Here is a 17,401-nt window from a genome sequence, read left to right on the forward strand (position 1 = left end):
GGCGTTGATCATCACCCGCCCCGGCGCCCACTGATCCACCACCACCGCCGGACACGCCTCACCCCCCATGATGAGAGCAGCCGACTCCATCGCCTCGGGCGCCAACATGCCGACTGCAGAGGGAGTTTGGGTCAGCACGTTGACTGACTCGGCGACCAGCAGTGTCTGGAAGTCGGCCGGGGAACCTGCCACCTCCTCCGGTATCACCACCAACCGGCCACCGCGTAACAGTGCGGCCCAGACCTCCCACACAGAGAAGTCGAAGGCGAACGAATGCCATTGTGACCACACTTGTTCGGTGGGCAGCCCACCATCGGTGGACATGATCAGCTGGGTCAGGTTGTGGTGGGTGATGGCCACGCCTTTGGGCCGGCCGGTGGTGCCGGAGGTGTAGATCAGATAGGCGATGTCGTCGGCGGCCGGGCCGGCCGGCGCGGTGCACGGATACGACGCCACCTGCGGATCGTCGATGTCCACGACCGCCACACCCGTCAGTCGCCCGCTAAGTCGCGCGGTGCTGACGGCAACGACCGGTGCGGCGTCGGCGAGCATGAACGCCAGGCGCGCATCGGGCAACGCCGGGTCCAACGGCAAATACGCTGCCCCGGCCTTGACCACCGCCAGTATCGCCACGACGGCCTGTGCGGACCGCTCGGATAGGAGCGCCACGACCGTCCCCGGGCCTGCCCCGGATTCGGAGAGCAGGCGCGCCAAGCGATTCGACGCATCATCGAGCTCCCGGTAGGTCAGCGACGTCCCTCCAAAACGGAGGGCCACGTTCCCGGGTGTACGCGCCACCTGAGCGGCGAACGCATCGGGGATCGAAACGGCGCACTCCATGGAGCCCGTGAGTGCCGACCTGTTGGCCCATCCGTCCACCCGGCTGCGTTCGGCCTCGTCCAACAGGCTTACCGACGACACCGTGGCCGCCGGATCCGCGATTACCGCCGTCAACACTCGTTTCAGCCGACGGACCAGCGCTTCGATACTCGCCGTGTCGTAGACGTCGGTACGGAATTCGACAGTCCCACCTATTCCGGCGGGATCACCGGACTCGGTGAACCGCTCGCCGAGGAAGAACGCGAGATCCATCCGCGCGGTGTGTGCGTCGATCGGCTGCTGCGACACCTCAAGGTCGCCCACCGTCAGCTTCAGCGGGGTGGTGTTCTGCCATGCGAGCATCACCTGAATGAGCGGGTGGTGCGTCAGCGACCGCGGGGGGTTCAGTTGCTCGACAAGCACTTCGAACGGCACATCCTGGTGCTCGTACGCAGTCAGGCTGCGCTCGCGTACCTGCGCGAGCAAGTCGGCGAATGATGGATTCCCTGTGGTGTCAACGCGCAGGATCAGGGTGTTGACGAAGAAGCCCACCAACGCGTCGAGCGCCGGATCTCCGCGTCCTGCAATCGGAAAGCCAACTGCCACATCGGTAGTGGAGCTCAACCTGGAAAGCAGCACCGATAGAGCGGTCTGGACCACCATGAAGGTGGTGGCGTTGTGCGCGCGGGCCAGCAGGCGTACTTGCTGCTGCAACTCAACCGGCCAGTCCACCGACACAGTGGCCCCGCGGTGATCGGCGACGAGCGGATAGGGACGGTCGGTGGGCAACTCCAAGCGTTGCGGCATCCCGGCCAGCGCCTCTTCCCAGAACCCGATCTGCGCGGCGAGCGGACCGTTCCGGTCAGACGGATCACCGAGGTTCTGTCGCTGCCACAACGTGTAATCGGCGTACTGCACGGGCAACTCGGACCATTCCGGCGCGAGTCCGACACAGCGCCTCGCGTACGCCGAGCTGATGTCGGCCGCCAGCACACCGACCGACCAGCCGTCCCCGGCGATGTGGTGCACCATCACCACAAGCACATGCTCTTCCTCGGCTGCCCGGAAAACGCAGGCGCGCAACGGGATTTCGCGTTCTAGATCGAAGCTGTAGTGCGCCGTCTCCTCGATGGCTACGTTCAGCTGGTCGGCGGACCACCCCTCGGCGTCGAGGACCTGCCAACCGTAGTCGGCCAGTTCGGCGGGCAGCACCACCTGCTGGGGCACCCCCCCGGCCACCGTGATGATCGTGCGCAGACTCTCGTGGCGGCCCACCACGTCGCCAATCGCGGTTTCGAGCGCGTCGACCACGAGCATGCCGCGTAACCGCAGCGCCACCGCGCGGTTGTAGACCGGCGACGGCCCCCGCAGCTGCGAGATGAACCACAACCGGCTCTGCGCGAAGGACAACGGGATCACCTCGGGCCGCGGGCCCGCGACCAGCGGTCTGACGCCGCCGGAATCACGACCGATTCGAGATGCCAGTTCGTCGACCGTGGGCGCGTTGAACAACGTGCCCAGTGGCAGGTTGGTCTCCAGCGCGGCGTTGACCGCGGCGATCACCCGCATCGCCGCCAAAGAGTCGCCGCCGAGGTCGAAGAACGACTCATCGGCTTGCACCTGCTCCACGCCGAGCACTTGGCCGAAGATCTGGGTGAGGGTGTGCCTGACAGCGCGGTCACGGCCGTCGTCACAAGATTCCGGCGCGGGCAATGCATCGATGTCGATGACGCCGTCGGCCGTGCGCGGCAGCGCGTCCATCACGACGATCGCGGCCGGCGCCATGTAGGGCGGCAGTCGCTCGGCCAGCGCCGCGCGTGCACCCACCGCGTCGACCGGCCCGACCACATAACCCACGAGCCGCTGATCACCTGAGCGGTCCTCGCGGGCGATCACGGCCGCCTCGTCGACGCCGTCGAGTCCGGCCAACGCCGCCCTGACGTCGCTGATGTCGACGCGACGACCGCGGATCTCCACCGCAGTGTCAGCAATTGCGGCAGACGCCAGCTGCCCCTCCCGTGTCATCGCGCCGCCAATTCGAAGGCTTAGTGATCAGCACCCGTGCGCTGCGCCAACCTTGCGCGCAGGCTCTTGGGCCGGATGTCGGTCCAGTTCTGTTCGACGAACTCCAGGCAATCGGTCCGCGATGCCTGCCCGTACACCACCCGCCAGCCGGCAGGAACCTCGGCGAATGCCGGCCACAAGCTGTGTTGTTCTTCGTCGTTGACCACGACGTAGAAGCTGCCGTTGTCATCGTCGAACGGATTGGTGCCCACTCGTTCTCCTCCACGCTTACGACCGCACGGAACCGCTCCACGTCGCGGCACGTTGTTTCCCTGGTCACAGACCGGCGACGACAACGTAGCACCGCAAACGCTTCCCGGATGGCTCTGAGAAGTTGCTCGCGGCGCGTCGGCCCAGTAGACGGCGGCGCTGGGGCTACCGATCCCAACTATCGCCGGGCGGCGTGGCGCCGAATGCCTACGGCGTCGGCGGAATGGGGCCGGGCGGCAGGACCGCAGCACCCGGCGGCGGCACGGGCGGCCCCGGAGCGGCAGGCGCGCCCGGCACCGGGGCTGGCCCGGCGCTCAGAGGTGCGGTCGACGTCTCAGGAGATGTCAGGGAGATCGTCCCCGGTGGCAGCGGCGGGCCTGTCCCTGCTCCAGGTGGCGGCCCAATCGGACGCTCCTGCGGCATGGTGAGCACGTCGAGCGGATTGGCGCTGTTGAACGACTGCCAGGCGTCCGCGATGTAGCCGAACGGTCCGGGCGTCTGGCCCTGGCCGTACACCGGAGCGATCTCCGGCACCGGCGGCGGGCCGACTGGTGGCGGAGGTTGAACGCCGGGCGCCGATGGCGCCGGCGGCGGCGGTGGCGGTTGAGCCGCCGACAGGCCGGCCAGTGGCAGGGCGGCTGCAATCAGCATGGCGCTCGCGACGGTGGTCTTGGCGAGGTCGACCGGCGTCATCACGAGGGCAAGGCTAACCCGACCGCGGGCGCACTGGCAGTTTCCCGATGAGCGTGCGGGGTAAGTAAGCATGATGACCGCACCAGAGCAGCCATCGTCCGACGAGCAGCCCGACGACACCGAGTCGCAAGTCCCGCAGGCCAATCCCGGCTACTCGGTTCCGCCGCCGGAGGGCACCCCGTCGGCCGACGACGCGTAGTGCGCGGGCGCGTCATCCCTCGGATGTTCGAGGAGCACGCGTACTCGGGTCTTCACCGCGGGTAAGTGGAGGCATGTGCTCGACAGCCCCGGCCACTCTTGCCAGTCTCGCGCTCAGCGATGTACTCACCGCGTGCGCCCGGCCGTGCGATCGGCGGGCCGTCCGGTCGACGACGTCGCGTGCCCGGTCGATAACGGTCAGCGGCGCCGCTGCGGCGACGTTGCCCGGGGGCCGGCGCGCGACCACCGGATGTGGACGTGTCGGCGCAATTCGACGGACGGCTTCCCAGGCGTAGCCGAGTTGCACGAGCGTGCGACGCGATGCCCCCTGCTGCAACATCGGCAGCAGGCGGTCCTCCTCGTCGCGGACATCTTCACGCAGCAACGCCTTGATGCGTTCCCAGAGTTCGCGATGCCTCGAGTCGTCCTCAGGCAACTGCTCCAGCGACGAGAACAACTCGTTGATCTCCTGGTGCTCGCGCTCGATCTCCAACGTCAGCCGCTCTCCCTCCGGCACGAGTCGACGGATCGCCGGCCACAGCACCGACTCTTCGGCGAACGCGTGCGGAAACACCAGCCTGCACAACCGGGTCAGGTATTCCTGGCGTTGGTCACCGGTCGACTCGTCGATGCGATGCAGCAGACGATCGAGTTCGACGTGATCCCGTTTCTGACGAGTCAGCACGCTACGCGGACCGCCAAGGTCGTCCACACTCTGATGTGCGAGAGATGTGCTCATCGATTCTCCTTTCGTGGCCAGGCGATTGCCCGGCTTTGCCGCGGTGAAACCTGTCAAAACCGGTTCACTCAAAGCGCTTTCAAGATCGCCTGGGTCCGCAACGCGCGGTGTTGAAGATAGGTTTGGCGACCCTGCGTCCGGGTATCGCCGACTGTGCCGTACAGCAGGGCGCGGCGGTCGGGATGGTCGCCCACGCGGCCTTCAAACTTTTCAATCGTGGAGTAACGATGTTTCGTCATACCGATTACATGCAATTCGACGTGAAGCCAGAGAAGCCAGATCCGGTCTATGCGCGCAAGCTCCAGGAACTTCTGGGCGGCGCGTTCGGTGAGATGACCGTGACCATGCAGTACTTGATGCAGGGCTGGAACTGTCGGATGAAGGGCAAGTACAAAGACCTGATCATGGACATCGCAACCGAGGAGATCGGTCACGTAGAGATGATCGCGACCATGATCGCCCGCCTGCTCGAGAGTGCACCCGCGACGAACGCCACCGAGAACGCGATTGGTGACCCGGTCGTGGCGGCGGTCATGGGCGGGATGGATCCGCAGCAGGCCATCATATCTGGTGGTGCACCGACGCTGTCTGACAGCCAGGGTGTGCCGTGGAACGGCAAATATGTTGTGGCGTCGGGCAATTTACTCGCTGACTTTCACGCCAACGTGACCGCCGAGGCGCAGGGGCGGGTGCAGACAGCGCGGCTGTGGCACATGACCGATGACCCGGGCGTCAAGGCGATGCTCAAGTTCAACCTCGCTCGCGACACCTATCACCAGAACATGTGGCTGGCGGCAATCGAAGAGTTGCAGGCCGACGGACTGGAGGCCGTGGTGGCACCGAACGATCTGTTCGACGAGGAGTATGAAGAGCACGCCAGTACGTTGTGGCACCTGTCTGACGGCGCCGACGCCGACAAGGGCCGCTGGGTGGACAACCTCTTGCCCGACGGACGGCATACCGGCCAATTCCTTGCCGATCCACAGCCTTTGGGCGACCGGCAGTCCGGCCCACCTCCGGATCCCAAGCTCTACGTCACCTACGACGGGAGCATGGGTGAGCCGCGACCGCCGGCCTTCGGCACCGAGAAGGGATTGATGGGCAAGCTCAAGGACGCTGTCGACCCGGACAAGACCTAGCGGAACCGGTGGGCTACCGCGCACGTCGGTGGCCCACCGCGCTACCCCGCACGGTGTACGTGCTGCCGGAACGCCCGCCGGTAGGCGGCCGGGGTTGTGTGGACCGCGGCGTGGAAACGGCGGCGAAGGTTAGTCGCCGAGGCCAGGCCGACGCGGGTGGCGATCGCGTCGACGGGTAGGTCCGTCTCCTCCAGCAGAGCGCGCGCCGCGTTGATTCGTTGTGCCAGCAGCCACTGCCCCGGGCTCACTCCGAGTTGCTCGGCGAACCGGCGAGCCAGTGTCCGCGGCGAGATGTGCAGACGGCGAGCCATGTCGTCCAACGTGATCGGCTGATCGAGCCGACCCGCTACCCAGTCCAGCAGAGCCGCGAGCGAGGGCGGCGGCGCGGAGGTGGCAGGACGCGCCGCATACTGCGCCTGCCCGCCTTCGCGATGCGGAGGCATCACCATGTGACGGGCGACCTCGGCGGCGAAGGCCGCGCCGTGATCATTGCGCACCAGGTGCAGGCACAGGTCGATACCGGCTCCCGCGCCCGCGCTGGTCGCCACGTCGCCGTGGTCGACGTAGAGCACATCGGGATCGACGTCCACGCGAGGGAAGCGCTTCTGGAGGTCGGTCGCCGCGGCCCAGTGCGTGGTCGCACGTCGACCGTCCAGCAGTCCGGTTTGGGCGAGCGCGAATGCGCCGGTGCAGATGGTCGCCAGCCGACACCCGCGATCGTGCGCGCTGCTCAGGGCATCGACAACAGCGGGCGGCACAGGCGCGTCGAACGGCCGCCACCCGGCAATGACGACGGTGTCGGCAGCCTCGAGCGCACCCAACCCTTCGGTGACGGTCATTGCGTAGCCGGCCGTCGTCACCATGGTTCCGGGGGTGTCCGAGCACACGACCAACTTGTAGCGAGCCGACAGTCGGTGAGCGCCGAAAACCTCCGTCACGCAGGCGAGTTCGAACGGCCCCTGGGGCTCCCGGACCAACGCCGCCACCCGGTGCAGCCCGCCACCTCCAGATGCCATGGCAAGATAGTACCGACTAGTGTCTTTCCTGACACTCCCCTTCTGCGTCGGGCCTACCGATCATGGATCTGTGACTACGACAGACAACGGGCCCGGCGTCGGCGGCTACACCTGGTCGGCGCTGGCCGACGCCCCCACGCGTGACCTCTTCCCCGGAATCCGGTTGCGCCCCTTGTGGACCGGTGATGACGGCGCGAAAGCCGTTGTGGTGGAGATGGATCCGGGTAGTTCTTGGCAGGAAAGGGACGTGCATGAGCCGGGGTCGGAAGAAGTGTTCGTCGTTTCGGGCACTTTCAACGACGGCTTACGGGACTACCCGCAGGGATCGTTCATCCACGCGCCCGCCGGCTCCTGGCACACCCCTCAGACGACCACGGGCTGCGTGCTGTTCGTCTTCTTCCCCGACGGCTAGCCGCGGGCTCGGCTGTCACTCACGCGGCGTACGCCGCCCCCGGGTTGCTCGCTTTGAGATCATGTGTCGAACGCACGTCGTTCTGGCTTGACGTCGAAGGAGACACACCATGCGTATCGCGGTCGCCGGCGCCACCGGCAACATCGGAGCACGAACCGTCGCAGCGTTGGAACGCAACGGACACGAGGCCGTGCGGATCAGCCGCTCCGTAGGAGTCGACCTGATGACCGGCGAGGGCCTCGATGCGGCGCTACACGGCGTGGACGCCGTCGTCGACGCCATCAGTTCGCCGCCGATCTCCGAGGCCGAAACGGTGGCCTACTTCGGCACCACCACGGGCAATCTCCTTGCCGCCGAAGCGCGAGCCGGCGTACGCCACCACGTCCTGCTGTCAATCGTCGGCATCTATCGCATCGACGGAAACGCGCATTACTCGGGCAAGCGCGAGCAGGAGCGGCTGATCACCGAGGGCGCGGTGCCCTACACGATCGTGCCGGCCACCCAGTTTCACGACTTCGCCGAACTGGCGGTCGGCTGGACCGAGAACGACGGCATCGCCACGATCGCCCCGCTGCTGGTGCAGCCGGTCGCTCCCGACGACATCGCGGCGATCCTCGCCGAGATCGCTGCCGGCGAGCCCCAGGGCCGCTACGCCGACGTCGCAGGGCCCGACCCGCAGGACCTCGTCGACATGGCGCGTCGGACTCTGGCGCTGCGGGGCCGCGATGTGAAGCTCATCCCCACGTGGTCCGGGGTGTTCGACGAGACGATGGCCGGCACGGTGCTGCTCCCCGGTGATCGTGTTCGCCTCGCTCCCACGAGCTTCGACGACTGGCTGGCCGCGGGCGGTCGGTGAGAGCTAGGGTGCTCGCAGGTCGGCGAGCGAGTTGCGAAGACCTCCGTCGCGTCGGATCTGCACTGCGGCAACGGCGATCATCACCGCTGCGCTGACCATGTGCACGATCGCATCGGTGATGTTGTTGGGGAACGTGAACACGTACGCGACCTGTTGCGAGAAGAACGCCCAAATGCCTGGCAGCGCACCGGCTATCGCGGCAGCCAGAAGGTAAAGGACCGCCCACGACTTTCGTGTCGCGAAGAAGATGCCTGGGCCGAACAGCGCGACACCGGCTACGGCGTGCCACCCGTTGTAGTCCATGCCGAGCACTTGCGCTGTCGGAGCGCCGGGCCCTGTCGCGAAACTCGGTTCGGCGATGAAGCCGATGACAGCCTGGGCAACGTGGAGCACGCAGATGACCAGCAGCCCTTTCTGGGCGAAACTCCATTTCACGGCGTACCTCCGACGACACTGTGCGGTGGTGAACGAACCCGCCCGAATACTACAACGTGTAGTAGCCGGTTGTCACCAGCTGCCGTCGTCAAATCGCGGCAACACGAGTTCGCGCGCAGCGCCGATCAGGGCTTGAGGACGTAGCGTCCGCGGACGCCGCCTGCGGCCATGGCACGATGCGCGTCGGCGGCTTGGTCGAGTCCAACCACCGCGTGGACCCGGGTGGGCAGTCGACCCGACGCCACCTGGTCCAATAGATCGGCCAGTCGAGCGCCGTCCGGGCGTGTCACCACCGCGGCGACGGTGATATTTCGCTCGCCGGCGGGTTCGGAACCCGGTTGCACACCCACGAAGATTCCGCCGTCGCGGACCAGAGCGAGTCCCTGTTCCTGCAGTGCTGCGCCGTCGGCGACAGCGTCCCAACCACGTTCGGCGCTTGTGGTGAACTCGGCGCCGAGACCGCGGACGAACTGCTCGTCTTGGATGCGCGCCAACCCGGTGACCTGCCAACCGCGCTCCTGGGCGAGCGGAATCAAGAATCCGCCGACCACACCCGCTGCCCCGGTGACCAATAGGCGGTTGTGTCCGGGCAGGGGATCGCCCAGGATGTCCAGGATTTGGGCGGCGGCCAACCCGTTCACGGGCACCGTGGCGGCCGACACCAGGTCAAGTCCGTCCGGCACCACGGCGACGTCGGCGGCCGGGACGACGAGTTGTTCGGCATAAGTGCCGAAGTCGCGGTCGAAACCGGCGATCAGGCCGGCGACCGGTGTCCCCTGGCGCAGATCCACGCCGGGGCCGGCGACCGCGACAGTGCCCGCGAAATCCCATCCCAGACCGGTCCATTGGGGTTGGTTCACGAGGCCTCTGGCGTGAAAAACGCCATCGGCCACCGCGAGATCGACGGGATTGACGGGGGCGGCGGAAACGTTGACCAATACCTGGCCGGGGCCGGGTGCGACGACGGGGACGTCGACGATCTCGATCGAGTCGGGCCCACCCGGGGTGCGTACGACCGCGGCGCGGAATGTGTTGGTGCTCATGAGTATCTCCTCAACTTGGCGTTCACCGCTTGCAACGTCACTATCGGAAAGTTACCTTCCACGAGGAAGTACGCACTTTCAGGTGCGTAGGGCACCTGGCGGTAGGACGGAGTTGCGTATGCCGACAAAGACGCCAGCCCAGAAGCGGGCAGCGGCAAAGACGGAATACGACGCGTTTCTGTCGAACTGTCCGAGCCGGAAACTACTCGAACGCATTTCGGACAAATGGGTGGCGCTGATCCTGGCCGCGCTCGGCAGCGACGGACCCAACCCGGGGTCCGACCGCGTCGGTGAACCGCGGAGCATGCGGTATTCCGAACTGTCTCAGCGGTTGGCCGGGGTCAGCCAGAAGATGCTTACACAGACCCTGCGCTCGCTCGAACGCGACGGTCTGGTCACCCGAACCGTGGCCCCAACGGTTCCGGTGACGGTGACGTACGAGCTGACCGAATTAGGATTGTCGCTCGACCGCGCTATGCGTGGCATCAAGAGGTGGGCCGAAGCGCACATGGACGAGGTGCTGCTGCATCGCGAGGCCTACGACAGCCGCAGCTGAACCATCGCTTACGGCAAAGACGTTCGCGCCAGACCTAACACAGATGCACCACCGCGGCGTTGACGATGTCGTAGGCCGCCGGTACGGACACCTGCAGGTCCTTTGACGTCATGATCACCGCGTCCGAAGCGGGCACGCCGCCGCGCGTGACGTCACAGATTTTGTTGCCTTGAGCAAGTGACTGTTCTGCGTTCAGGAAGACGAATCGAGACAGCACCACACGCAGGTAGTCGCCCTCATCGGCTGCGGCCGACGCCGCGAATGGCACTGTCGCAGCAAAGACTACGACAGTTGTGGCAAGTGGCAGAGCGAACCCCCGACTGGAACGCATGATTGTGTCGACCTCTCATAAGTAAGTGACGCTTCCAAAAGTGCTGTCGAGTTTACTAGGTTATCTAAATTGTGACGGGGCACACAATTGCCGCTGATATCCGGTCACTACAGTGCAGCCATGAGTCTCGTGACCTACGAATTGCACGACCACGTCGCCACGATCACCCTCAACCGCCCCGAGGCTCGCAACGCCATCAATGGCGCACTGCGTCAGGAGCTGAATGCGGCGTGGACCCGATTTCGCGACGAGGAAGACGCGTGGGTCGCCATCCTGACGGCCGCTGGCGAGGTGTTCTGTGCGGGCGGCGACCTGAAGGACGGTGAGGGATCGGTCGGTACCTTCGCGGGCACCTTTTGGGAGAAACCGACGATCAACTCCTTCGAAAGCGGCATGGAGTTGTTCAAGCCGACCATCGCCGCCGTGCATGGGCCGTGCATCGGATACGGCCTGACCGGAGTCCTGTTCTGCGATTTCGTGATTGCGAGTACGGCGGCAACGTTCTCATTCCCGGAAGTGACGATCGGGGTGCCCACCGTCGTCGGGGCCATTCGGCTTCCCCCGCGGGTCGGGTGGGCCAACGCGATGGAATTGCTGCTCACCGGGAAGCCGATGAGCGCTCAACGCGCCAAGGATATCGGTCTGGTGTGGCGTCTGGTTGAACCCGAGGAATTGCAGGCCGAGGCCAGGTCGTGGGCTCGCACTCTCACCGAGGCCGCTCCGCTGGCTGTGCGGGCGACCAAAGAGGTGGCGTGGCGGACGGCGGACATGGGGTGGATCGAGTCGGTCCGCTTCGGTGAGACCATGCGCAAGGTGGCAGGTGCGACCGAGGATGTGGCCGAGGGTCTCACCGCGTGGCGCGAGAAGCGCAAGCCTGAGTGGAAGGGTCGCTGACTACAGCCCGAACTGATCTTCGATCAGGCCGAGCCAGATCTGAGCGGCATCGATGGCGACTTTTTCGCTGATGAATGCGTGCTGGGTGCCGGTGTAGATGTCGCGGAAAGCGCGTTCGAACCGAGTGCCTTCGCGGATTGCCGTCGTGCCCGCCGCGAGATGGGCCCATTCCGCGCACTGACGCGCGACATCGGTGGCGTAGACCGCCGCGACCCGCATGTCCGCCCGCAGTGTCGGGGTCAGGTCCTCGCCCGCGGCGACTGCCGCTTCAGCGGTCGTGAAGGCGTCAAGCACCAGAAGCCGCGCCGCGCGCCAGGCCGCGACGTGGTGAGCGAGCCCCTTCTGGAAAGTCGGGCGACTGGCCAAGGACGCCATGTCGCTCATCCGGTACTTCGTCGCGGCCAACTCCTGCACGTCGTCGAGCATGCTCTTGGCGACACCCAGCGCCCACGACGCGTGGCCGGCGGCCGTGACCGGCATCATGCCCATGCGGGTGGCCGGCGACGATCCCCGCAGCGGGGCTCGGGTGAACAGCGGGAAGGTTCGGTCGACCGGCACGAAGACGTCCTCGACGCTGTAATCGTATGAACCGGTTCCCTTGAGGCCTTGTACATGCCAGCCGTCGTTGAAGGTGACTTCACCGCGGGGCAGGACAGCAACCTGCATGTCCGGTACACCCTCGCTGATCCAACGCATTTCGCCGTCGTCCATCGGCAGGAAGCCCGCGGCGACGTACTGTGCGTGGCCGATGCCCGACCCGAAGCTCCACGAACCGCTCAAACGGAAGCCGCCCTGCACAGCGGTTCCCTGACCGTTCGGGAAGAACTGGCCGCCCATCGTGACGCGGTTGTCGTGAGCGGTGAACACCTCGGCGAACCCGCCGTCGGGCAGGTATGCCGCTGCCGCGAACGACGACGGAAGATTCGCGATGCCGATCCATCCGAATGAGCCATCCTGCCAAGCCATCTCGATCCACGTCTCGATCATCTCGGAGAGGGATGGCTCGAGGCCCCCTGCCTCAACGGGATTCAACAACTGCATCAGTCCCGTCGCCCACATCTTTTCGACGACGGCCGGGGTCAGGGTGCGCAGCCGCTCACACTCCCCCGATTCCGCGCGTACGAGATCGCGCATTCCTCGCGCTATTCCGGCAATCGGGCCGGCGGCCAGAGATGTCATCGGCGGTCCCATCGGTTGTCGAGCGTGGAGTCAACCGACCGTACCTGTGGCGGGCCCCGCGTTCGCCCGACTCGTAGACTTCCCGACGTGTTGGTCACCGCGATTCACGTCGCACCCGGCCGACGATTGCCCGTCCGCTCGCTCGACGCGGTCGTCGCCGAAGCGGGGAAAGGTCTCGAAGGGGACCGCTATCACGGCAGCAGGAACCGACAGGTGACGATCCAGTCCCAGGAATTGCTCGACCTGGCCGCCGACGAGCTCGGCTACCGATTCGATGCGGGCGCGACACGTCGCAACCTGACCGTGGACGCCGGTGAGATCCCCACACGCCCGGGCACCCGGATTCTCATCGGTGAAGTCGAACTCGAAGTGGTGCGGGTGGTGGCTCCCTGCCGGCTGCTCGACGACAGCGTCGGCCGGGGCGCGGCGGAGGCGCTACGTCGCCGGGGCGGGTCGGCGTGCCGGGTGCTGACCTCGGGAACCATCCGGCTCGGCGACGTCGTCAGCCTGCCCGAGACGGAAAAGCGCGCGGAGACATCAGGATGACCAGCAGGCCGAGGCCGATCAGTGCCACGCTGACCCAGGGCAACACCCATATGCCCGCCGAGTCCAGCAGACCGGCCCCGATCGCGGCGCCTCCCGCGATCCCGACGTTCGCGGTGGCATTCACCCAGGCGCCCGCCAGCTCCGGTGTCACCGCGTGGGTGCGCACCGCGTGTGTCTGATAGATCGACGGCACCGCGCCGAACGCTCCGTTCCACGCGATCGCCGCGACCACGACCGCGACGCCTGCCGGCCACGTGCCGCCCAGCGCCACGATCGCGCCGATGAACACCGCGAAGATGACGACCACGGTGCGCCGCGGGTTCCGGTCCAGGTTGCGGCCGGCATACCACAGCGAGATCAGCCCGCACGCACCGCAGACGAGCAGGATGGGCCCGACCATCGCCGGTGCGATGCCACTTCCGAGCAGCACCAGCGTGATGAACGTGTACAGCGTGAAGTGGCCGAGGAAGGTCAACGTGTTCGACGCCGCCACCGCCGCCAGCGCACCACGGCCCACCGAGTCGCCGGTATGCCCCGGGGGGCCGTTCTCCACTCCCGGCAGCAGCAGGCAGACCAGGACGAACGTCAGCGCTGCGACGCCGGCGAGCACGGCGAACGCCGCGCGCCACCCGATCGCCGTGCCCAGCGACGTGGACAGCGGGACGCCGAGAACAAGGCCCGCCGACGCGCCACCGGAGACCAGTGACAGCGCGCGGCCGAGGTGTGCGCGGGACACCAGGCGAGGCGTGTAGCCGATCAGCAGGGAGAAGAACAGGGCGTGGGTCAGCCCGCCGAGCGTGCGTCCGACCGCGACGACGGCGAACACCGGCGCGGCGGCCACCATCGCGTTGCTCACCACATACCCGGCCAGTGTCGCCAGGAGCAGCGGCTTGCGCGCGAATCGGGCCGTGAGAAGAGTCAATGGCACCGCGAGCGCTGCGACCATCACGGCATACAGGCTGACCAGGAGGCCGATGACCGACTCCGGAACGGCGAAGGCGGCCCCGATGTCCGGCAGCAGCCCGACCGGCAGCATTTCGGTGGTGACCGCGACGAAAGCCGCCGCGGCGAGCGAGAGCAGTGCGGGGGCGGCGGCACCTAGCCCCTCCGGCGAGGTCCGTTCGATAGTGGTAGCCACCCGGCCGAATATACTCGACCCCCGAGTTTATTCAATGCGATACTGAGCCGCGATGTCACTCGAGTCCCAGCAGTCCGCGCAGATCCGCTGGTACGGGGCCGCCCGATTGCTGTCGGTCATGCGGTCTGATCCGGGCATCACCCGGGCCGCTGCCGCCGAGCGCCTCGGCATCGGCAGCGGAGGGGCCGCCGAACTGGTGGCGCGGATGCGCCGGGCCCGACTGCTCGACGAGAGCCCGGCCCCGGCCCGTGGCCGCGGTCGGCCGACGACAGTGTTGAGTCCGCACGCGCAGGGGCCGCTGGTCATCGCGGCCGACATGCGGGCACGCGACTGGCGCGTTGCCGTAGCGGGAATCGACGGCACGCCGGCCGTGGCCGCGATCGGCGAACACGCGGGCGAAGAACTGGGCCGCGTGCTGTCGACGCTGGCTAGCGCTGTCGGCAACGTGTATCGGAAGGATCCGGCCCGTGTCGGTGCCGTTGCGGTGTCGGTCGCAGGCACGATCAGCGGTACGACGCTGGGGCAGTTCACCTCTCGCGGGTGGAACGACGTCGATCTGTCGCCGTTGATCGCCGAGATCCCCCGGCGCGCAGGTGTACCACTGCTGCTGGGCAACGACGCGACCCTGGCCGGACTGGCCGAGGCGCGCACCGGCGCGGCCCGGGGAGCCGCCACCGCGCTGCACCTGATCGTGGCCGTCGGCGTCGGCGGGGCGCTGGTGGTCAACGGCGAGCCGCTCACCGGCGCGCAGGGGGCGGCGGGCGAATACGGGCACATCCCGTTCGCCGACCCCGGTCTCGTCTGCCCCTGCGGTGCGCGTGGCTGCTGGGATCTTGCGGTCGACGGCCGCGCCCTGGCACGGCACCGAGGGGATCCGCCGCCCGAGGACCCCGTCGGCTACGCCCACGCGCTGCTCGACTTACCGGACCGCGACACCGGCACCCGCCGCGCCTTCGAAATCGTGGCGACGGCCCTTGGAGCAGGTGTCGGCGGACTGGCCAATCTGCACGACCCTGACGTCGTGACGCTCGGCGGACTGGCGGCTCGGCTGCGCGCGGCCGCTCCCGAGTCGTTCGAAACCGCGTATCGCGACGGTCTGATGGCTTTCCGCAAACTGGCGCCGCCACCGGTGTACGACGGCGTCCACGGTGAGGACGGGCCGCTGCACGGCGCCGTGGCGATGGCCCTGGATCACATCACCACCGCGACCGCGCTGGCCAGGTGGGCCGACCGCGAGGTGTGAAGTTGCGTCGCGGGGGTATGCGCTTGCCTGATGACCGCGATACCGCCGGATCCCGATCCCTCGCAAGTCCCCGATCTAGAACCGGGTGGCGGCGTCGCGCCGGGGTCGACTCCCCCGGACTCGGCTCAGACGTCCGGTATTTCAGATCCCGAGCCGAGGCCGCGGCGCCGGCTCACGCCGGCGACGATCGCCGGAGTGATCGCCGTCATTCTTTTCGCGCTGTTGTTCGTGACGACGGCTGTCGTGCTGGTGCTCAACGTCCTCGACGGGTCCTAGTGATCACCGGGCAATGTAGCGACCCAGGTACGGCGCCATGTTGTTGGTGCGCACCGGCGAGACCTTGACCGCCGGGTCGGTGGCCTCCAGCATCTGACCGTTGCCGAGGAACATCGCGACACTTTGGCCACCGTCGGGTCCGAAGAAGATCAGGTCGCCCGGAAGTGCCTGTGAGGGAGCGACTTTCTGGCTCAGCCGATACTGCTCTCCGGAGGAACGTGGCAGCTTCAGGCCGGCGCCGGCGAACGCGTACACCATGAGACCGGACGCATCGAAGCCTACGACGCTGGCGGTGGGGCTCAGGCCGACCACGCGCCCCTCGGTGTCCAGGCCGATCGCGTTGTCCACCGGGCCGCTGCCGCGGGTCGGTCCCGACGCGTCGCCACCGCCGAACGAATAGGGAACGCCGCGTTGGGATAACGCCCGCGCGATCACCAGGTCGATCGCTTGCTGATTTCCGGTGGGCCGCGGGTACGGCTGTGCAACGGCAATGCCCGCCGTCCCCATCAGCATGGCCAACCCGAGCACGAAGGCACAGATGCGTCTCATGATCCACTTTGTACGCCCGGATATGACGCGAAAGCCAATTAACCACCGGCACAACGCGAATGAGATGCCATACCGTGACCGAACAGTGACTAGACGCCTGTCAGCGGGCTAGCCAAGCCTGATATCGGGCACGTGGGCGTGCACGCCTTCTGCTGTTGCACCCAGCGCTGTCGACAGCTGCCACGCGACCTCGCGGACCCGCGCGCCCATCGCGTCCACGCGCTCGGCGCTCATGCGCACGTCGGGGACTGAGGCGCCGATCGCCCCGATGACCTTCTGGGTATGGTCGAAGACCGGTGCCGCGACAGCGTAAATACCCATTGTGCGTTGGCCTTTGGACTCGGCGTAGCCGCGCAGGCGGGCCAGTTCCAGCTCACGTTCGATGGCCACCGGGTCGACGGTCGTCGCAGTCGTGATGTGTTCAATCGGCTCGGCGAGGAAGCGCGTCCACTCCTCCTTCGGGAAGGCGCACATGATCGCCTTGCCCGGCCCACCGTATGCCAGTCGGATCGGAACACCGATGTCGGTGTAGGTCCTGCGGAGTTCTTGGTGACTTTCGACCTGGGCGGCCACGATCCGGTGCCCGTCCCCGTGCAGTTCGTGCAGCCCGATCGTCTCGTCGAATTCGTCGCGAAGATCCGACATGAACGGCAGTGCCGCCTCGCGCAGCGTGCGCGGCATCGCGCCGGAGTTGGCCAGTTGCAACAGGAACGGCCCCAGCCCGTAGCGCTTCGTTCCCGTCTGACGCACCAGGTGGTTCTCCTGCATGGCGGCGAGCAGGCGATGCACGGTGCTCGTCGACAGGCCCGTCGACCGCGCGAGTTCGCTGATGCCCAATTCCGGCCGACGGCGATCGAAGCAGCGCAGAATCGCCACAGCCCGGTCGATCGACTGCACACCGTGGCGTCGTTGCACTTCGGCTGGGTTCCCTCCCCCGTCCACGCTCAACATCTTCCCCGGACGTCGATGACGGCCGCGCATCGGGCCGGGTGTTTGCAGGGTGATCCACGTCTCCGGGGGCGCTTGACGTGACTGCGATCACGGTCATAGGCTTTCTGCATAGCG

General features: G+C 67.0%; 20 protein-coding genes and 1 pseudogene. 9 read left to right on the forward strand and 12 right to left on the reverse strand.

Annotated elements, in window-relative coordinates:
• The 3 genes and pseudogenes from N4S67_RS25555 to N4S67_RS25565 all read right to left on the reverse strand — a co-directional run.
• Positions 1-2,835, reverse strand: a pseudogene (locus N4S67_RS25555) (condensation domain-containing protein); the annotation flags it as partial.
• Positions 2,836-2,864: 29 nt separating this feature from the next.
• Positions 2,865-3,095: an MbtH family protein gene (locus tag N4S67_RS25560; protein ID WP_260995849.1), complete on the reverse strand. Its 231-nt coding sequence runs from the start codon at positions 3,093-3,095 to the stop codon at positions 2,865-2,867.
• 205 nt (positions 3,096-3,300) lie between these two features.
• Positions 3,301-3,786 carry a hypothetical protein gene (locus N4S67_RS25565; RefSeq protein WP_390893542.1) on the reverse strand — a complete coding sequence of 162 codons (486 nt, stop codon included), beginning with the start codon at positions 3,784-3,786 and terminating at the stop codon, positions 3,301-3,303.
• 73 nt (positions 3,787-3,859) lie between these two features.
• Between N4S67_RS25565 and N4S67_RS25570 the strand changes: the two genes are divergently transcribed.
• Positions 3,860-3,985, forward strand: a complete 126-nt coding sequence (locus tag N4S67_RS25570; protein WP_260995851.1) for a hypothetical protein — start codon at positions 3,860-3,862, stop codon at positions 3,983-3,985.
• A 12-nt stretch (positions 3,986-3,997) separates the two neighbouring features.
• On the opposite strand, the gene N4S67_RS25575 is transcribed toward N4S67_RS25570, so the two are convergent.
• Positions 3,998-4,723, reverse strand: coding sequence for a hemerythrin domain-containing protein (locus tag N4S67_RS25575; protein WP_260995852.1), 726 nt, complete (start codon positions 4,721-4,723; stop codon positions 3,998-4,000).
• A gap of 227 nt (positions 4,724-4,950) precedes the next feature.
• On the opposite strand from N4S67_RS25575, the gene N4S67_RS25580 reads away from it, so the two are divergent.
• Entirely contained in the window at positions 4,951-5,862 is a 912-nt protein-coding gene (locus N4S67_RS25580; RefSeq protein ID WP_260995853.1) for a manganese catalase family protein, read from the forward strand.
• Between the two features lie 41 nt (positions 5,863-5,903).
• Here the strand turns inward: N4S67_RS25580 and N4S67_RS25585 are convergent, their stop codons facing one another.
• A complete protein-coding gene (locus N4S67_RS25585) occupies positions 5,904-6,878 on the reverse strand; it encodes a GlxA family transcriptional regulator (RefSeq protein ID WP_260995854.1) in 975 nt (324 codons plus the stop codon).
• A gap of 70 nt (positions 6,879-6,948) precedes the next feature.
• On the opposite strand from N4S67_RS25585, the gene N4S67_RS25590 reads away from it, so the two are divergent.
• Both N4S67_RS25590 and N4S67_RS25595 read left to right on the forward strand, forming a co-directional pair.
• A complete protein-coding gene (locus N4S67_RS25590) occupies positions 6,949-7,290 on the forward strand; it encodes a cupin domain-containing protein (RefSeq protein WP_260995855.1) in 342 nt (113 codons plus the stop codon).
• A 109-nt stretch (positions 7,291-7,399) separates the two neighbouring features.
• Positions 7,400-8,146 carry an SDR family oxidoreductase gene (locus tag N4S67_RS25595; protein ID WP_260995856.1) on the forward strand — a complete coding sequence of 249 codons (747 nt, stop codon included), beginning with the start codon at positions 7,400-7,402 and terminating at the stop codon, positions 8,144-8,146.
• 3 nt (positions 8,147-8,149) lie between these two features.
• On the opposite strand, the gene N4S67_RS25600 is transcribed toward N4S67_RS25595, so the two are convergent.
• A complete protein-coding gene (locus N4S67_RS25600; RefSeq protein ID WP_260995857.1) occupies positions 8,150-8,581 on the reverse strand; it encodes a DUF4383 domain-containing protein in 432 nt (143 codons plus the stop codon).
• A 125-nt stretch (positions 8,582-8,706) separates the two neighbouring features.
• Positions 8,707-9,624: an NADP-dependent oxidoreductase gene (locus N4S67_RS25605; protein WP_260995858.1), complete on the reverse strand. Its 918-nt coding sequence runs from the start codon at positions 9,622-9,624 to the stop codon at positions 8,707-8,709.
• 118 nt (positions 9,625-9,742) lie between these two features.
• On the opposite strand from N4S67_RS25605, the gene N4S67_RS25610 reads away from it, so the two are divergent.
• Positions 9,743-10,180, forward strand: a complete 438-nt coding sequence (locus N4S67_RS25610; RefSeq protein ID WP_260995859.1) for a winged helix-turn-helix transcriptional regulator — start codon at positions 9,743-9,745, stop codon at positions 10,178-10,180.
• 34 nt (positions 10,181-10,214) lie between these two features.
• Here the strand turns inward: N4S67_RS25610 and N4S67_RS25615 are convergent, their stop codons facing one another.
• Positions 10,215-10,448, reverse strand: coding sequence for a DUF732 domain-containing protein (locus N4S67_RS25615; RefSeq protein WP_260995860.1), 234 nt, complete (start codon positions 10,446-10,448; stop codon positions 10,215-10,217).
• Positions 10,449-10,631: 183 nt separating this feature from the next.
• Between N4S67_RS25615 and N4S67_RS25620 the strand changes: the two genes are divergently transcribed.
• Positions 10,632-11,405 (forward strand): enoyl-CoA hydratase/isomerase family protein, encoded by a 774-nt coding sequence (locus tag N4S67_RS25620; RefSeq protein ID WP_260995861.1) that lies wholly within the window; start codon positions 10,632-10,634, stop codon positions 11,403-11,405.
• Here the strand turns inward: N4S67_RS25620 and N4S67_RS25625 are convergent, their stop codons facing one another.
• The gene (locus N4S67_RS25625; protein WP_260995862.1) at positions 11,406-12,584 is read right to left on the reverse strand and encodes an acyl-CoA dehydrogenase family protein; all 1,179 of its coding nucleotides are present in this window, start codon (positions 12,582-12,584) and stop codon (positions 11,406-11,408) included.
• An 87-nt stretch (positions 12,585-12,671) separates the two neighbouring features.
• Here N4S67_RS25625 and N4S67_RS25630 point away from each other — a divergent pair, with 87 nt between their 5' ends.
• Entirely contained in the window at positions 12,672-13,130 is a 459-nt protein-coding gene (locus tag N4S67_RS25630) for an MOSC domain-containing protein (RefSeq protein ID WP_260995863.1), read from the forward strand.
• Here N4S67_RS25630 and N4S67_RS25635 read toward each other — a convergent pair.
• A complete protein-coding gene (locus N4S67_RS25635; RefSeq protein ID WP_260995864.1) occupies positions 13,087-14,268 on the reverse strand; it encodes an MFS transporter in 1,182 nt (393 codons plus the stop codon). The genes N4S67_RS25630 and N4S67_RS25635 overlap by 44 nt on opposite strands.
• A 52-nt stretch (positions 14,269-14,320) precedes the next feature.
• On the opposite strand from N4S67_RS25635, the gene N4S67_RS25640 reads away from it, so the two are divergent.
• Both N4S67_RS25640 and N4S67_RS25645 read left to right on the forward strand, forming a co-directional pair.
• Positions 14,321-15,511, forward strand: a complete 1,191-nt coding sequence (locus tag N4S67_RS25640; protein WP_260995865.1) for an ROK family transcriptional regulator — start codon at positions 14,321-14,323, stop codon at positions 15,509-15,511.
• Between the two features lie 30 nt (positions 15,512-15,541).
• Complete coding sequence (locus N4S67_RS25645) at positions 15,542-15,787, forward strand: DUF6480 family protein (RefSeq protein WP_260995866.1); 246 nt, start codon at positions 15,542-15,544, stop codon at positions 15,785-15,787.
• A gap of 3 nt (positions 15,788-15,790) precedes the next feature.
• Here N4S67_RS25645 and ripD read toward each other — a convergent pair whose 3' ends face one another.
• Together ripD and N4S67_RS25655 are read right to left on the reverse strand one after the other, a co-directional pair.
• Positions 15,791-16,336, reverse strand: a complete 546-nt coding sequence (ripD, locus tag N4S67_RS25650) for an NlpC/P60 family peptidoglycan-binding protein RipD (RefSeq protein WP_260995867.1) — start codon at positions 16,334-16,336, stop codon at positions 15,791-15,793.
• Between the two features lie 108 nt (positions 16,337-16,444).
• Positions 16,445-17,278 (reverse strand): IclR family transcriptional regulator, encoded by an 834-nt coding sequence (locus tag N4S67_RS25655; protein WP_260995868.1) that lies wholly within the window; start codon positions 17,276-17,278, stop codon positions 16,445-16,447.
• Positions 17,279-17,401: the final 123 nt, after the last annotated feature.

The sequence above is a fragment of the Mycobacterium deserti genome, assembly GCF_025345615.1.
GTDB lineage: Bacteria > Actinomycetota > Actinomycetes > Mycobacteriales > Mycobacteriaceae > Mycobacterium > Mycobacterium deserti.

Coding starts and splice junctions, on each gene's coding strand:
- N4S67_RS25565 (WP_390893542.1), bottom strand. CDS start 3,786: ATGACGCCGGTCGACCTCGCCAAGACCACCGTCGCGAGCGCCATGCTG.
- N4S67_RS25570 (WP_260995851.1), top strand. CDS start 3,860: ATGACCGCACCAGAGCAGCCATCGTCCGACGAGCAGCCCGACGACACC.
- N4S67_RS25575 (WP_260995852.1), bottom strand. CDS start 4,723: ATGAGCACATCTCTCGCACATCAGAGTGTGGACGACCTTGGCGGTCCG.
- N4S67_RS25580 (WP_260995853.1), top strand. CDS start 4,951: ATGTTTCGTCATACCGATTACATGCAATTCGACGTGAAGCCAGAGAAG.
- N4S67_RS25585 (WP_260995854.1), bottom strand. CDS start 6,878: ATGGCATCTGGAGGTGGCGGGCTGCACCGGGTGGCGGCGTTGGTCCGG.
- N4S67_RS25595 (WP_260995856.1), top strand. CDS start 7,400: ATGCGTATCGCGGTCGCCGGCGCCACCGGCAACATCGGAGCACGAACC.
- N4S67_RS25605 (WP_260995858.1), bottom strand. CDS start 9,624: ATGAGCACCAACACATTCCGCGCCGCGGTCGTACGCACCCCGGGTGGG.
- N4S67_RS25610 (WP_260995859.1), top strand. CDS start 9,743: ATGCCGACAAAGACGCCAGCCCAGAAGCGGGCAGCGGCAAAGACGGAA.
- N4S67_RS25620 (WP_260995861.1), top strand. CDS start 10,632: ATGAGTCTCGTGACCTACGAATTGCACGACCACGTCGCCACGATCACC.
- N4S67_RS25625 (WP_260995862.1), bottom strand. CDS start 12,584: ATGACATCTCTGGCCGCCGGCCCGATTGCCGGAATAGCGCGAGGAATG.
- N4S67_RS25640 (WP_260995865.1), top strand. CDS start 14,321: ATGTCACTCGAGTCCCAGCAGTCCGCGCAGATCCGCTGGTACGGGGCC.
- N4S67_RS25645 (WP_260995866.1), top strand. CDS start 15,542: ATGACCGCGATACCGCCGGATCCCGATCCCTCGCAAGTCCCCGATCTA.
- ripD (WP_260995867.1), bottom strand. CDS start 16,336: ATGAGACGCATCTGTGCCTTCGTGCTCGGGTTGGCCATGCTGATGGGG.